This is a genomic window from Candidatus Woesearchaeota archaeon (assembly GCA_021735165.1).
Classification (GTDB): Archaea; Nanobdellota; Nanobdellia; order Woesearchaeales; family 21-14-0-10-32-9; genus JAIPET01.
The window spans coordinates 1-14,230 of the sequence record JAIPHP010000008.1; the positions used below are offsets into that span (position 1 = coordinate 1).

The window sequence follows — 14,230 nt, forward strand, 5'->3', positions numbered from 1 at the left end:
AGAACAATCTGACTCTTGGTATTGCTACAATGGAACTAATTGGGAAGAAATAAGAACAACAAACACAACACAATCAGGATACATATACGAAGAAGCAATGTTCTGGGCAATAGAAACAACATACGAACAAGGAATACAAATAAACCTAGACAACATAACAAACGAATACTTAAACCCTGAAGATGAATGGATATTCAGTTGCCAAGCAACAGATATAAATGGCTTGGTTGGAGAATGGACAAACAGCACAACAACAACAATACAACAAAGCAACACACCGCCAACAATTCCAATACCTGACTATCCTGATGATGGCGATATATTTTTCATAAACAGAACACCAACGTACAACTGGACAGAAAGCACGGACGAACAAGATGACAATCTAACGTATGACTTAGAAATCTCCACAGACGAAACATTCACAGTCATAATATTAAACCAAACAAACATTTCAAACAATAACCACACTCAACCGACAGAACTTGATTTTGACACATATTATTGGAAAGTCAGAGCCTATGATGGTTCATTATATAGCAACTGGAGCAACACAACTAATTTCACATTAGTAACAAACGTAGATATACTAATAGTTCAAGACAATGTTAGTTTTGGAACATTAAATCCGAAAGAATCAGATAACACAACAGATAACAACCCAGAACCATTCCAGTTCATAAGCAACAGCAACACATACATAGATTTGTATAACACAACGCCAACACAATCTTTGTGGACAACAGAAAGTCTAGGAACCGAATACTGGAAAATAAAGGCAAGAAACGAAAGCACGGGAAACTATAATGAATCTGGATCTCTAATAAATTGGCTGAACGTAAATGAAAGCATACCCGACCTAATAACTTATTTAAATTATTCGACAAACAAAAACAACGCCAGCATAGACATATACATAAAAGGACCCGATTATGAGCCACCCGGTTCAAAACAATCAACAATAAACTTCTATTGGGAGGCATCATAAATGAATAATAAAAAAACAACATTAACAATAATGATGCTTCTAATAATATTAACAACAAATGTAACAGCACTAAGCATAGCACCCGCAACAAAAGAAATAATAATAGGAAAAGAATCTGTAGAATACACCATAAGAATATTTAACAAAGAAAATATAAACAAAAATTATGTTGTAGAAGCAACAGGAGAACTAAAAAATATCATAAAAATTCAACCACAAGAATTCGAACTAAAAACAGACCAAGAATATCAAGACATAATAATAACAATAACCCCTGAAGAAAAAATAATGGGCGGAGAATACACAAACAGAATAATCATAAAAGAAAAAGATACAACTACAACAACTTTAGGAGCAAATATAGGAATAGCCTCAAAACTAACAATAATAAATCCTGCTAAAGGACCTAATATAAAAACAAGATTAATAGCTCCAAACTTTGAAAAAAACAAAGCAAATCATTTTGCTATAGAGGCAACAAACACAGGAAGTTCAGAAGCAAAAGAATGCGAAGCAATAATAACAATAAAAAATCCTCTGCAAGACACAATAAATATTCTTACGCACACACCTAAAAACATAATGAGCGGAATTACAGAAACATATCACTTAGCATGGACCCCGAAAATAAACAACGGAAATTACATAATAGAAGCAACAATAAACTGTGAAAATGCTCAACAAACAAAAGACCAGAGAACAATAAATGTAGGAGAACCTAAAATAACAGTAGAAGACATACAATATGATGAATTTAAACTGGGAAACATAAACAAATTCAAATTAATACTTGAAAATCAATGGAATAAAAAAATAGAAAATGTATATGCCGAAATACTCCTATTAAAAGATAGCAAAACCTTGCAAGAACAAAAAACAATTACACAAAATTTTGAAGCACAACAAAAGAAAATTTTAGAATTCTATTTAGAAACGGAAAATTATATCGAAGGAAGCTATGAGCTTTTAATAAACATCCACTACGCAAACAGCGAAAACACAGAAATATACAAAACAATATTCAAACAAGAAAGCATAGAGATAAATGGACTTACAGGGAAAATAACGGAAAATACGTCGAATGAAAAAACATCGACTTCGACAGAAAGTTTATTAGCACTATTAATAATTTTGGTAATAATAATAATAAACGCAGCATTATTTTATATTATACTAAGAAAAAAGAAATAAACCTCATTTCTTTTTCAAAATAAACAAAGAAAAACCATCAAGAACGTTTTTTATAAAGCTAACAATCTCAAAAACATTTTGATTTAAAATATGTTCAACGCCAACATTGATTGATGCAATCTTATCACTAAAAATAGCTTCATCAAAATCCTTAGAATTTTTTCTAAGAATTGAAGACTTCCAAGAACTAGTAGATTCAGAGGCTTCTAAAATAAAAACAAACCCCTCCTTAGCCAATACAGAATTTAGCTTTTTTAAAACCGAAGAAAAATCTTTAAAATAATGCCAAGAAAAAATAAAAGAAACACAAGAGAATTTATTATCAGGAACAAAATCAAAAAAATCGCAATTAGCAAAAGAAACATTTTTTTTCTTAACAATAGACTTTGCTTGCTTAACCCTATTAGCATCAAGTTCTAAACCGACATAAGAATTCAACTTGTTAGATAAATACCTAGATTTTTTACCATCTCCACAACCAACATCTAACAAAGAACACTTAGATAAAACAACATATTTTTTAAAATTTTCAAGCAAAAAATCCGCGATAATTTTATCCTTATTTCTAGCCTCCAATTGATCCTTAGTCAAAGAAGATTTGCCCTTAGAACTCCTATCCAAATCAAATTTCAACTTAGAATACTGCAAAGGATTTTTTATTTTAGAACAAAAAGAATCAGGAGTACAAACTTGCAAATCTTGATAATAACGCTTGCAATTATGAGGCGGAACAACGCCTTTGTTTTTCTTTAACTGCCTTAACTGACCATTCAAATAAACTTGACGCAAAGGCTCAGCATTTAATTTGTTCCAATCATTCAAACGTTTATCAATAGCGTCATAGTCCCAGCCACAACCTCTCAAAAAATTAACAAGAGTAAACAACAAACGCTTTTTGCCATCTTTAACTCCTAAAAAAGCATTCTTTATACAAGGAGGAAACAACTCCTCACGAATAGCTTCTTCTGGCAACTTAAATTCTTTTTTACCAAGGGAATCGCTGATTTTTGACTCATCAAAATTAAAATCATAAGCATTAACAAACAAACGACCAGCTTCACCAGAAACAGCAACAGACCTATCTAAAAAAGGAATATCAAAAGAAACACAATCAATCTCCGCATCAGATTTCCTAAATTTCAAAATTTTATCAACATTAACAGGAACACTGACAAGTTCAGATTTTTCATGCAAAGAAAAAGGCATCCTATACAAATGTCTAGAAGCAATCAAAACAGTATCAATCTCTAAAAACTCATCAACCATCAACTTATCAGAAACAGAAGAATCGTCAATAACAGCACGTTCATCTTTTTGAACAACTAACTTATCATAAGCAATACCTGTTCTGCGCACAATATTATTAATATCGTTCTTCTCATACTTCAAAATAGCTTTCTCAAACAAAGGCCTAAGCTTATCCCTAAGATAAAAAGCAATCTTTCTAGGCGCCTCAGGAAACAAATCCTTAACAAGCTTGCCGTTGAACTCATCAGGAAAAGCTTCGAAAGGAACCCCAATATGAAACCCTTTATTACCTGAAAACTTACAAGTTGCGCAACTGATTCCTTGGTCCTTTAAAATCTTAATTAACAAATGAGTTGCAATTTTACTGTAAACAAAATGATGACAATCAATATCCAAAATAAGATCCCAACCAACTCTTAACGCATCAAGATCTTGCTTTTTCATAGAACTGTTAATCTGCAAGGGATTGCTCCACAATTCCTCAGAACAATGAAAACTACTAGCTTTTTTTTTAGCAAGCTCTAAAACATCTGCCTCATACATTAAAGTATCTGGCCTTTTACCAAAATAATCTTCAAAACGAATAGCAACCTCCCTATTCTTAGAATAGTGAACTAAAAGTCTCTGAACCTCCCTTCTTTTATAAAATTTTAACGTCTTAGACAAAAGCATACAAGAAAGAATGACCAGCATTATATATTATTTTCGAACACAAAAAAACAATAATTAATTTCAATATAGATAATAAGTCCAAAACAAAACTTATGACACAGATATTCAATCCTGAACATAAAAATCAATGCTCTAAACTGCTTAGAAACAAAAAAAGCACACTAAACACACTAAGACACGAAAAGTATCAACTGTGTATCTCTGCTCCAAATGCACAGAAACATAATATTTTTTAGAACAACAAAAAGAAATCACACAGCACATTCTTTTAAAAAAGTCATTAAACAAAAAATTATAAATTTTCTAAACTTTTGCTAAACTTATAGCTTAAATTATCTACTGTTCGTTCTGATTGCCCCCTAAATTCAACCTCATATAAGCCCCTAGATTTTTTATTCAGGGTCAATTTGACTTCAGAAATAAATGGCACATAAAAAGATATAAGTGGAAGAGATCTCGGACCACTTTGAATTATTGCGTAATCTATAAATGAGTCTTTTATATTATCAAAAGGAACAAATAAAGAATTAGTCTTTCTCACAAAATCTGCTAAGTCCCATTTGAAAGAATCTGAACCTAATTTTTTTAGTTTATCGATCGTCTCCAATAAATTATTTATTTCAATGTTTTCAAAAAATGTTCCAATATCAGAAATTGGGTTACTATGAGAACACCTCGTCGCATATTTGTTTTCTGGACAGGTGTTTCCAAGCAACATAAAGTCTATAACTGTTCCATTTGGTTCTTCTAAAAAACCTGCTCTAATAGACTTAGCATGCAAAAAAGAAACTTGTTTTTTAAACAAAGAATCATAAATCTGCACAACCTCATGCATTCTCAAATAACCACTAAACTCTTCTTGTTTTAATACCGGTAAATACAAACTTTCAAATTTTTCATGCACATTTTCCAAATCCATCATAAAAGAAAGCAAACAAAATTTATAAATATTGTCACTTTAAAATGATCAACTTATTCACTGGACATTCCCACAGATTATTTAAAAAAGCAACAATTACCTTTAAAACATGCTAAACGGATTAACTCCAAGACTATATCAAGAAACAATACTTAACACAGCAGTAAAAGCAAACACACTCGCAGTACTCCCGACAGGACTAGGAAAAACAGCAATAGCTGCAATGTTAATGACACAAAGAATAGACAACTATCCAGACTCCAAAATGCTTTTTCTAGCACCAACAAAACCCTTGGCACAACAACACGAAAAAACTCTTAAAAAATTCTTCCCTAAACTAGAAGAAAAAATAGTATTATTCACAGGAACAATAAAACCAGAAAAAAGAAAAGAACTATTTGAACAAAACCAAATAATAATAAGCACACCTCAAGGACTAGAAAACGATATAATTTCAAGAAGAATAAAACTTGAAGAAGTATCTTTGTTGATTTTTGACGAGGCTCATCGCGCCGTAAAAGACTATGCTTACGTTTTTTTAAGCAAAAAATATCATGAAAAAGCAAAACATGAACGAATACTCGCATTAACCGCGAGTCCTGGAAGTGATCAAGAAAAAATCTTAGAAGTCTGCAAAAATTTATTCATAGAAGAAATAGAATACAGAAGCAACGAGGACCCCGACGTAAAAGAATACATACAAGAAATGAGACAACAAACAATAAACGTAGAACTGACAGAAGAAATGCTAAGAATACACAAATTCCTAAAAAATGCACACGAAAGCAAAATAAACGAAGCAATAAACCTAGGCTACTTACACGGAGCAACCACAAACTACAACAAAACCACCCTCCTAAAAGTAATAGGAGCGCTGCAAGGAAAAATAGCGAGCGGAGAAAAAGAATACGAAATACTAAAAACAATATCTTTAATAGCTGAAGCACTAAAAATAGAACACGCACTAGAACTACTAGAAACACAAGACATTCAACCACTATATACATACCTAACAGACCTAGAAAAACAAGCAAACACAGGAAAAGTAAAAGCGGTTAAAAACTTAGTAAGAGACATAAACTTTAGATCCGCGAAAATACTAACAGAAAAACTCCTAGAACAAGGACACAGACACCCAAAACTGGATAAACTAAAAGAAGAAACAAAACTGCAAATATGGAATGATAAAAAAAGCAAAATAATAATATTCACACAATATAGAGATTCTGCAACAAAAATAAAACAGATCTTAAACGAAGAAAAAATAACCTCTGAAATATTTGTAGGACAAGCCAAAAAAAAAGATACTGGCTTAAGTCAAAAACAACAAAAACAAATGCTAGAAGACTTTACAAAAGACAAATTCAACTGCTTAATAGCAACTAGCGTGGGAGAGGAAGGATTGGATATCCCTGAAGTAGACTTAGTAATATTTTACGAACCCATACCTTCTGCAATACGCACAGTACAAAGAAGAGGAAGAACAGGAAGACAAAAAGAAGGAAAAGTCATAACGCTACTGACAAAGGGAACAAGAGATGAAGGATACAAATGGGCAGCACATCACAAAGAAAAAAGAATGTACAAAGCCCTAAAAAATATAAAAAACACACTCCACGAAAAAAACACACAACAAAAACAAACATATAAAACGCATAATCCAGGATTCATAACACAAAACAACAAACAACTAAACGAATACACAAGCGAAGAAGAAATCACAATAAAAACAGACTACAGAGAAAAAGGCTCTCAAGTCATGAAAGAGCTGCTAGAACTAAAAGTAAATTTAAACCTAGAAGGCCTACAAATAGGAGATTATCAACTGTCAGAGCACGTAATAGTAGAATACAAAACAGTAAAAGACTTTGTAGACAGCATCATTGATGGACGATTACTAAGCCAAGCAAAAGAACTCAAACAATTCTTCAAACCACTAATAATCATAGAAGGAACAGAAGACATATACAGTCAAAGAAGAATACATCCAAACGCGATAAGAGGAATGCTGGCAGCAATAACAATAGGCCTGAGAATACCAATAATACAAACAAAAAATGCAAAAGACACCGCTGCACTACTAAGACAAATAGCAAAAAGAGAACAAACCACAGATCAAAAAGACTGGCAGATGCACACAACCAAACCTATGAATGATAAAGAAATACAAGAATATATAATTTCAAGCATACCAGACATCGGACCAAGACTTGCACCCGCACTACTAAAACAATTTAAAACAATAAAAAACATTGCAAATGCAAAAATAGAAGAATTACAAGAAGTAGAACTCATAGGAAAAATCAAAGCAAAAAGAATCAAAGAGCTCATGGATAAAGAATATGAAAATAACTGAAATCAACGCCAAAACAATAATAACAAAAAGCAACTTACCAAACACAGACTTCGTCATAAATCCCTACACAGGATGCTCTCACGCATGCATCTATTGCTACGCAGACTTCATGAAAAGATTCACAAACCACAACAATGAAAAATGGGGCTCATTTATCGACGTCAAAAAATTTGATGTAGACAGCATAAACCTCGAAAAATACAATAAAAAAATATTACTATTCTCAAGCGTCACAGACCCATACCAAGGAATAGAAGCAAAATACAAAAGAACAAGAACAATTCTAGAAAAATTCAAAAACACCTAAGTAAAAATAGAAATACTCACAAAATCAGGACTCGTAAAAAGAGACATCAAATTATTCAAACAAATACCCAACATAAAAGTAGGAATAAGCCTATCCATACTAGATGAAAAAGACTCCAGACACATAGAACCCTTTGCATCAACACCCAAAATAAGAATAGAAGCACTAAAACAACTAAAACAAAACAAAATACCAAACTTTCTTTTCATATCACCATTCATGCCAGGCCTAACAGACTTCAAAAAAATAATAAAAGAAACAAAAGAATTCACAGATGAATACTTATTTGAAAACATAAACATCAGACCAAACAATCAAAGAGCAATCAATAAATACCTAAAAGAAAACCACCCCGAACTAACAAAAATCTACAACTCCCTAACCAAAGAAAAATGGGATCAAATAGAAAAAGAAATAACAGAATACTGCAAAAAAGAAAAAATAAAACATACTTCCACCATGGTGGATTCAAAAAAAATCCTAATAACTAATAACTTCTATACCAGGGATATTTTCAAAATGCTTCTTGTTCCTAGTAATAATCTTATTAATTCCAAAGTTTTGCATCATTCCGACAATCAATAAGTCCATGCTCCCTATTTTTATGCCTTTTTTCTTCAAAATTCCAGAAAGAACCGCGGCATCAAGTGCAAAATTTGTAGTGGCAGGAATCAACTCTATGTTTTCTAAAAAATCAATAAATACATTAAATTCTTTTTTTGAGCCATGCATCATAATACCTGCGCCTATTTCAAAAACATTAATTTCAGAAATGTACAAAACTGCTTTGCCTATTTTCTTAAGAAGCTTTTTTGGTTCTTCCTTACCTTTCATATAATCAATTATAAAAGTCGAATCTAAGCAGTAAATTGTTCATCCCTCCATTTTTCTCTTTCTTTATTTCTTTCTCTTAGTTCGAGAATGCTTTTTTCTACTAAATCTGCGAATTCATCACTCCAAACACCAAAGAACTTTTCAATATTAGTTTCTTTATTGGCAATTCTTCTAATAACATCTGAAAAAGATTCATCATCTTTTTTTGCTTTTCTCAATAATTCATAAGCATCTTCCATTATAGTTATGGTCTTTGTCGTCATAAACATATGTGTATGTGTACACTTATATAAATATTATGAATAACAAATTATTTTCAATATAGAAAATAATCAAATGACCACTTAAAAGTAGTAAATAAACGAAAGTTTTATATATTAATAATAAAAACCTAAAAACATGAAAACTAAACTAACTGCAATAATACTAACAATCCTGGGTTTAGGAATAACAACCACAACAAAAGCGCAAGATCTAACAGCATATTTAGAAAAAAAAATAATAAACAAAAATATGTTCTATGGGATGAACTTTGTTGATGAAAAAACAGGAAAAGACAAAGCCATGATGCAACCATACATAGAAATAACAAAAGGACCGATAACGTATGCAAACTGGACAAATTTTGATCTAAAAAATGGAAGAACAGATGAAATAGACCACACACTAAAACTAACAAAACAATATGAACTAGGACAAAAAGACAACATAACAATAAGCCCCTCAATAGCGATGTACACATTTCCAAACTCAAATCTAAAAGACGAAAAAGCAATAGCCCTAGAAACAACATACACAGGAAACACAATGCCTTTTGATATAAACATAAGAATAGAAAAAATCCTAAACGGACAAAAAACAAACGGCGTCTTAATAAACTCGACAATATCAAAAACAACAAACATAACAAACAACATAACATCAACTGCAAAAACATCAACAGCATTTAACAACAAATATTTCTCAAACAATTCAGGAATAACACACTTTGATATAAGCGCCAACATAAGCTATAACTTAGGAAAAGGACTCGCAATCACTGCTGAAGGAACATACCAACAAAAAATAGACAAAGAATTCAAGCAACTCATAAAAACAGAACCATATTTCAAATTCGCAATATCAAAAAGCATAGAATAATGAAAATCATGACTCGTTGCCTACTTAAAAACACAAAGAGATATCTAGGGAAAAATGCACAAAAAGAACAGACTGCGCACCTTCAAACTTAAAAAATGAATACAACAAACATAAAAAAATTCGTATTAAAAACCTCACAACATCAAGCAACAAAGACCTAAACATCGTTAAGAAACTCATAAATCTTACGTCCATGCGCAAAAACAAAATCAGAATAATCCAAACGCTCACCATCAAATTCGTACAAATCTCCATTTTCTAAATCAGCAACTAAAAAATCATCAACATACAAACTCAAAAACTTAATATCGTCCTCTCCGAAATAATCTAAAACTCTTTTAAACTTTTTAGCAAAACGCCCAAACCTATTTTGCAAACCATTTAAATCAGAATCTAAAACAGTTTTCAAAAAATAATGTTCATTAAAAGATTTATAAATCTTGGCAGCATCCCAAAAAAACTTAACACTCTCAAAAACCAAATCATCCAAAAGACCATAAACCTTGCTTTTAGTATTAGGATAAAAAGTGACAGAATATAAACGATTCTTTAAAATATTAGAATGACCAGGAATTTTATCAATGGCAAACCCACGAACATAATCAGACAAATACCCAAATTTAAGCAAAGAACCCTCTTTCACAAAAGAAGGATCATAACCAACCTCTAACTTTGCGAAACGACAATCAAAAATCTTTTTTTCTAACATAAAAAAAGCAAAAACAAAACAAATTATAATAACTTACTAAAAAAAGACCGGAAGAAATTCAAGAAAACAAATAAAAAACCGAAAAAAACTAAATATATGGCTTGCTTATAACCTTGTCAGGAAATAAAACACGCAAATTATCAACTAAAACAGGTTCAAACTTATCTCTATTATTTAAACCATAACTAACAAAAAAACTAGACAAATCAAGAACAAAAGACAACTCATCCTTAGAAAAACCATTATCAAAACCAAAATACACCTCGCTTAACTCATAAAAAGAAAGAGACTTTCCATCATAAAAATAAACATCCCTGCGACTAGGAAAACTACTAACAACATCTTTATTGACATTATTGTAAACCGAAGAAAGAGATAAATCTAAAAAAGAGGCAACATCAAAAACAGAAAAATCACCTTTAACCAAAACATTATTTATCCTATCAGAGTATATGTTCCTTGACTTTTTATCAACACTCCTAAAAAAAGAAGAAAGACCTCCAAATTCAAGCACTCTGCAAGCAGTCATCGCATTAACACCAACACTTCTAGCAATAAAAGAAAAAGACTTTTTAATATTAGCATCGGAAAGCTCCTTATATAACTGATAAATTTTAAACGAAGAATCAAAATCCAATCCTTTCTTAGTATTCATAGACTCATAATCAAAAGCTTTCTCATAAGCCCAAACAAACTCAGAAGAAACCTTAGACAACGCAAAATCTTTAACAAGCCCCGCAATGGAACCTCTTAGAAAATTCATTTCTTTATGAACATTATTGCTAATTTTAATTTTTTCTGCTCTAATACGCTTAACTTCATCTAATAAACCTTCACGTCTAAGATGCATTCTTAAAGTAACGTTAGAAACGCCAAAATATTTAGCCCATTCACCAATAGAATTGCCAAGTTCTAAATTATTTTTCAAAAAGCTCAACTTTTCAGCACCAAACTTAACCATAAAAAAAAGAAAACAAAAACAACTAATAAAGCTTGCTAAAAAAAAAGAAAAACTTGCAAAAAAAGTAAATTCTCCAAATACAAAAAACAACTAATAATTCATATAATTTAAAAAGAAGAAAAAATCGAACAAAAATATGTATAAACAAAACATAAAAGATTATGCTCCAATAACCCTAAGAATAAGCATCTCATTAATGTTTTTATGGTTTGGAATAAATCAAGTACTAGATGCAAAAAATTTTATGGGCTATCTGCCAGAGTTCATACTATCAACTAACAATCCAGAAATATATGTAATAATTAATGGGCTCATAGAAATTCTACTGGGCGCAGCACTAATAATAGGTATATTCACAAGACCTGTCTCCATTTTACTATCAGCGCATTTATTAATAATATCTATAAGTTTGGGATATAATGATATAATGATAAGAGATATGGGACTTACATTAGCAACAATTGCAATATTTCTATATGGACCAGATAAATGGTCTTTAGATACATACAAAAACAAATGGAGGCAAAAAACATGAACAAAAAAACAACGTTAATAATGCTGCTTTTAATTGCGACAATTACGCTTGTTGCGTGCAACCAAAGTGCAAAAACAAGTAGCCCGCAAGAACAAACACAACAAGCGCAAGTAAACATAGACATTTCTAATAAAACCCTGCAAGAATCAAAAAATACAAACACAGAAACAACAAAATCAAAAAAATTCCATTTAAACGGGATAAATTATGCATTCGTAATGAACAATGAACAAGCACCAGATATAATGGTTAACGAAGGAGACTTAGTAACAATAGAATTTGAAAGCCAAGAAGGGTTTCATGACTGGGTTGTAGATGAATTTAATGCGGCAACAGAAAAAGTCAGACCTGAAGATGGAATGACAACAATAACATTCATAGCTGATAAAAAAGGAACATATGAATACTATTGTAGCGTGGGAAGCCACAGAGCTCAAGGAATGTTCGGAAATTTAATAGTACAGTAAAAATACCAAACATTTTTATTGTCTTTTTTATTTATAAAATAAATGAATAAAAAATTAATATGGATTTTGCTTCTTCTAATAACAATAATTATGTCTAGCTGCACAAAACAACCAACCGCATGCATAAAAGAACACTGCTTTGAAATAGAAATATCAAAAACGCAACAAACAAGAGAAATAGGTCTAATGCACAAAGAATACATGGAATCAAACAAAGGAATGCTATTTATTTTCGATAGACCAGACAATTATCCGTTCTGGATGAAAAACACAATAATACCGTTAGATATAATTTGGATAAATTCAAATCAAGAAATAGCCCACATAGAAGAAGCAATACCTTGTAAAAATGATCCCTGTCAAATATATAATCCCAATAAAAAAGCACTATACGTGCTAGAAATAAACCAAGGCATATCAAAAAACTACAAATTTGAAGAAGGAAACAAAGTAATATTAAAAAACATAAACTAAGAACATGATAGACATAAAAGAAAAAATAAAAGAAGCAAAACAAGAAACATACTTAACAATAGATGAAATAATCAAAAAATACGAAATAATCAAAAAAACACACAACACAATACATGCAAAACCACAAAAAGAAAAAAAAGAATACATATTCATAAAAATAAACAACAAATACAAAAAAGCCGCGACATACTACAAATCATAAAAAAACAAGAAGAACAAAGTATGCATCAAAAAAAGGAACATAAAGAAAATTCTTCAAAATCGACGATTACACACTCAAAAATCAAATTTTCTAAAAAAAACAAACCACAACAACATACAAAAGACGTGAATTCTTAACCACTCAACACAAAAAATGAATACGTACTAAAACTTAACACACAATTAAAATGCGCCCTAACGCCAACTAAAAATAAACACAAGCTTTTTAAAACAAACAAAAACCAAGTCAAATAGCATGAATACAACAAACGAATGGATAAAAATTAAAAAATCAAAAGTGCACGGCACAGGAGTATATGCAATAAAAGACATTCCAAAAAACACAAAAATAATAGAATATTTAGGAGAAAAAATAACAAAAAAAGAATCAGACAAAAGAGCAACAAACCAAATAAAAAAACATGAAAAAAATAAAAAAGAAAACGGTGCAGTATATATATTTGAATTAAATAAGACTCATGACATAGATGGAAATGTGCCTTGGAACACTGCCAAATACATAAACCATGCTTGCGAAACAAATGCAGAAACAATAAATGAAAATGGACACATATGGATAATCTCCACAAAAAAAATAAAGAAAGGAGAAGAAATACACTACAACTACGGATACGATATAGAAAACTTTGAAGATCATCCATGCAACTGTGGTTCAAAAAAATGCATAGGATATATAGTTGCAGAAAAACACTGGTCAAAAATAAAAGAAAAGGTTAAAAAAAAGAACAAAAAAACAAATACAAAAAAACACAAACAATCAAAATAATTTATCAATAGTTCCAGAAACAGGTACACTAACAGACCCTTTAATACTAAAATCTTTAACAACACCTAAATAATTATTCTCAGAATACAAAATCTTAAGCAACCCAGTATAATTAATATCTGCATCATTAAAAAAAGCAAACCCAGAAAACTTACCGATCAACCCCTTAGAAACTTTCAAATAAAAAGAAAGACCTAACTCGGAATCATCATTAATATCATCATGCAAATACAACCCATTAACACCCACTCTAGAATCAAAAAAACCTTTTAAAGGAATTTCCAACAAACCATTAAAATCATGCTGAAAAATAGAAAAAACACTAAAATCAGAAAATAAGTCAAACTCACCACTAAAATATTTATTATCATCAACACCTAAATACATACCCCTAAAAGAAAAATACTTATACAAATCACAACTAAATTCTTCATCAACCAT

Annotated in this window: 19 protein-coding genes; 11 read left to right on the forward strand and 8 right to left on the reverse strand. The window is 30.8% G+C overall.

All coding sequences use genetic code 11. The annotated features are described in order from the left end of the window. On the forward strand, positions 1-988 hold a 988-nt coding region (locus K9L97_02805; protein ID MCF7871940.1), incomplete at its 5' end, for a hypothetical protein. Further along, positions 989-2,179 (forward strand): hypothetical protein, encoded by a 1,191-nt coding sequence (locus K9L97_02810; protein ID MCF7871941.1) that lies wholly within the window; start codon positions 989-991, stop codon positions 2,177-2,179. Positions 2,180-2,182: 3 nt separating this feature from the next. Here the strand turns inward: K9L97_02810 and K9L97_02815 are convergent, their stop codons facing one another. After that, entirely contained in the window at positions 2,183-4,120 is a 1,938-nt protein-coding gene (locus K9L97_02815) for a methyltransferase domain-containing protein (GenBank protein ID MCF7871942.1), read from the reverse strand. Between the two features lie 271 nt (positions 4,121-4,391). Next, positions 4,392-5,021, reverse strand: coding sequence for a hypothetical protein (locus K9L97_02820; protein ID MCF7871943.1), 630 nt, complete (start codon positions 5,019-5,021; stop codon positions 4,392-4,394). Between the two features lie 106 nt (positions 5,022-5,127). Between K9L97_02820 and K9L97_02825 the strand changes: the two genes are divergently transcribed. Together K9L97_02825 and K9L97_02830 are read left to right on the forward strand one after the other, a co-directional pair. Next, entirely contained in the window at positions 5,128-7,374 is a 2,247-nt protein-coding gene (locus tag K9L97_02825) for a DEAD/DEAH box helicase (GenBank protein ID MCF7871944.1), read from the forward strand. Next, positions 7,361-7,681, forward strand: coding sequence for a hypothetical protein (locus K9L97_02830; GenBank protein MCF7871945.1), 321 nt, complete (start codon positions 7,361-7,363; stop codon positions 7,679-7,681). The genes K9L97_02825 and K9L97_02830 overlap by 14 nt, the downstream gene beginning before the upstream one ends. Here K9L97_02830 and K9L97_02835 read toward each other — a convergent pair. Beyond that, a complete protein-coding gene (locus K9L97_02835; protein MCF7871946.1) occupies positions 7,678-7,890 on the reverse strand; it encodes a hypothetical protein in 213 nt (70 codons plus the stop codon). The genes K9L97_02830 and K9L97_02835 overlap by 4 nt on opposite strands. A gap of 10 nt (positions 7,891-7,900) precedes the next feature. Here K9L97_02835 and K9L97_02840 point away from each other — a divergent pair, with 10 nt between their 5' ends. Further along, positions 7,901-8,266 (forward strand): hypothetical protein, encoded by a 366-nt coding sequence (locus K9L97_02840; GenBank protein ID MCF7871947.1) that lies wholly within the window; start codon positions 7,901-7,903, stop codon positions 8,264-8,266. Here the strand turns inward: K9L97_02840 and K9L97_02845 are convergent. Together K9L97_02845 and K9L97_02850 are read right to left on the reverse strand one after the other, a co-directional pair. Further along, positions 8,162-8,515 carry a type II toxin-antitoxin system VapC family toxin gene (locus K9L97_02845; GenBank protein ID MCF7871948.1) on the reverse strand — a complete coding sequence of 118 codons (354 nt, stop codon included), beginning with the start codon at positions 8,513-8,515 and terminating at the stop codon, positions 8,162-8,164. The two genes, K9L97_02840 and K9L97_02845, sit on opposite strands and share 105 nt — an antisense overlap. A 23-nt stretch (positions 8,516-8,538) precedes the next feature. Further along, entirely contained in the window at positions 8,539-8,778 is a 240-nt protein-coding gene (locus K9L97_02850; GenBank protein MCF7871949.1) for an antitoxin VapB family protein, read from the reverse strand. A gap of 136 nt (positions 8,779-8,914) precedes the next feature. Between K9L97_02850 and K9L97_02855 the strand changes: the two genes are divergently transcribed. Further along, positions 8,915-9,655 carry a hypothetical protein gene (locus tag K9L97_02855; GenBank protein MCF7871950.1) on the forward strand — a complete coding sequence of 247 codons (741 nt, stop codon included), beginning with the start codon at positions 8,915-8,917 and terminating at the stop codon, positions 9,653-9,655. 157 nt (positions 9,656-9,812) lie between these two features. On the opposite strand, the gene K9L97_02860 is transcribed toward K9L97_02855, so the two are convergent. Both K9L97_02860 and K9L97_02865 read right to left on the reverse strand, forming a co-directional pair. Continuing rightward, positions 9,813-10,364, reverse strand: coding sequence for a hypothetical protein (locus tag K9L97_02860; protein ID MCF7871951.1), 552 nt, complete (start codon positions 10,362-10,364; stop codon positions 9,813-9,815). An 88-nt stretch (positions 10,365-10,452) separates the two neighbouring features. Beyond that, positions 10,453-11,325 carry a hypothetical protein gene (locus K9L97_02865; protein ID MCF7871952.1) on the reverse strand — a complete coding sequence of 291 codons (873 nt, stop codon included), beginning with the start codon at positions 11,323-11,325 and terminating at the stop codon, positions 10,453-10,455. 136 nt (positions 11,326-11,461) lie between these two features. Here K9L97_02865 and K9L97_02870 point away from each other — a divergent pair, with 136 nt between their 5' ends. The 5 genes from K9L97_02870 (at position 11,462) to K9L97_02890 (ending at position 13,789) form a co-directional block, all read left to right on the forward strand. Next, complete coding sequence (locus K9L97_02870; GenBank protein ID MCF7871953.1) at positions 11,462-11,860, forward strand: DoxX family protein; 399 nt, start codon at positions 11,462-11,464, stop codon at positions 11,858-11,860. A 20-nt stretch (positions 11,861-11,880) separates the two neighbouring features. Continuing rightward, a complete protein-coding gene (locus tag K9L97_02875; GenBank protein MCF7871954.1) occupies positions 11,881-12,327 on the forward strand; it encodes a multicopper oxidase domain-containing protein in 447 nt (148 codons plus the stop codon). A 42-nt stretch (positions 12,328-12,369) separates the two neighbouring features. Next, complete coding sequence (locus K9L97_02880; protein MCF7871955.1) at positions 12,370-12,801, forward strand: DUF192 domain-containing protein; 432 nt, start codon at positions 12,370-12,372, stop codon at positions 12,799-12,801. Positions 12,802-12,805: 4 nt separating this feature from the next. Further along, positions 12,806-13,003, forward strand: a complete 198-nt coding sequence (locus tag K9L97_02885) for a hypothetical protein (GenBank protein ID MCF7871956.1) — start codon at positions 12,806-12,808, stop codon at positions 13,001-13,003. 255 nt (positions 13,004-13,258) lie between these two features. Continuing rightward, a complete protein-coding gene (locus K9L97_02890; protein ID MCF7871957.1) occupies positions 13,259-13,789 on the forward strand; it encodes an SET domain-containing protein-lysine N-methyltransferase in 531 nt (176 codons plus the stop codon). Here the strand turns inward: K9L97_02890 and K9L97_02895 are convergent. Then, the gene (locus K9L97_02895) at positions 13,781-14,230 is read right to left on the reverse strand and encodes a hypothetical protein (GenBank protein ID MCF7871958.1); all 450 of its coding nucleotides are present in this window, start codon (positions 14,228-14,230) and stop codon (positions 13,781-13,783) included. The two genes, K9L97_02890 and K9L97_02895, sit on opposite strands and share 9 nt — an antisense overlap.

Coding starts and splice junctions, on each gene's coding strand:
- K9L97_02825 (MCF7871944.1), top strand. CDS start 5,128: ATGCTAAACGGATTAACTCCAAGACTATATCAAGAAACAATACTTAAC.
- K9L97_02885 (MCF7871956.1), top strand. CDS start 12,806: ATGATAGACATAAAAGAAAAAATAAAAGAAGCAAAACAAGAAACATAC.
- K9L97_02820 (MCF7871943.1), bottom strand. CDS start 5,021: ATGATGGATTTGGAAAATGTGCATGAAAAATTTGAAAGTTTGTATTTA.
- K9L97_02890 (MCF7871957.1), top strand. CDS start 13,259: ATGAATACAACAAACGAATGGATAAAAATTAAAAAATCAAAAGTGCAC.
- K9L97_02835 (MCF7871946.1), bottom strand. CDS start 7,890: ATGAAAAGAAAGTTTGGTATTTTGTTTTGTTTTAGTTGTTTTAGTGCT.
- K9L97_02810 (MCF7871941.1), top strand. CDS start 989: ATGAATAATAAAAAAACAACATTAACAATAATGATGCTTCTAATAATA.
- K9L97_02880 (MCF7871955.1), top strand. CDS start 12,370: ATGAATAAAAAATTAATATGGATTTTGCTTCTTCTAATAACAATAATT.
- K9L97_02840 (MCF7871947.1), top strand. CDS start 7,901: ATGCCAGGCCTAACAGACTTCAAAAAAATAATAAAAGAAACAAAAGAA.
- K9L97_02875 (MCF7871954.1), top strand. CDS start 11,881: ATGCTGCTTTTAATTGCGACAATTACGCTTGTTGCGTGCAACCAAAGT.
- K9L97_02855 (MCF7871950.1), top strand. CDS start 8,915: ATGAAAACTAAACTAACTGCAATAATACTAACAATCCTGGGTTTAGGA.
- K9L97_02865 (MCF7871952.1), bottom strand. CDS start 11,325: ATGGTTAAGTTTGGTGCTGAAAAGTTGAGCTTTTTGAAAAATAATTTA.
- K9L97_02845 (MCF7871948.1), bottom strand. CDS start 8,515: ATGAAAGGTAAGGAAGAACCAAAAAAGCTTCTTAAGAAAATAGGCAAA.
- K9L97_02895 (MCF7871958.1), bottom strand. CDS start 14,230: ATGGTTGATGAAGAATTTAGTTGTGATTTGTATAAGTATTTTTCTTTT.
- K9L97_02815 (MCF7871942.1), bottom strand. CDS start 4,120: ATGCTGGTCATTCTTTCTTGTATGCTTTTGTCTAAGACGTTAAAATTT.
- K9L97_02870 (MCF7871953.1), top strand. CDS start 11,462: ATGTATAAACAAAACATAAAAGATTATGCTCCAATAACCCTAAGAATA.
- K9L97_02860 (MCF7871951.1), bottom strand. CDS start 10,364: ATGTTAGAAAAAAAGATTTTTGATTGTCGTTTCGCAAAGTTAGAGGTT.
- K9L97_02850 (MCF7871949.1), bottom strand. CDS start 8,778: ATGACGACAAAGACCATAACTATAATGGAAGATGCTTATGAATTATTG.
- K9L97_02830 (MCF7871945.1), top strand. CDS start 7,361: ATGAAAATAACTGAAATCAACGCCAAAACAATAATAACAAAAAGCAAC.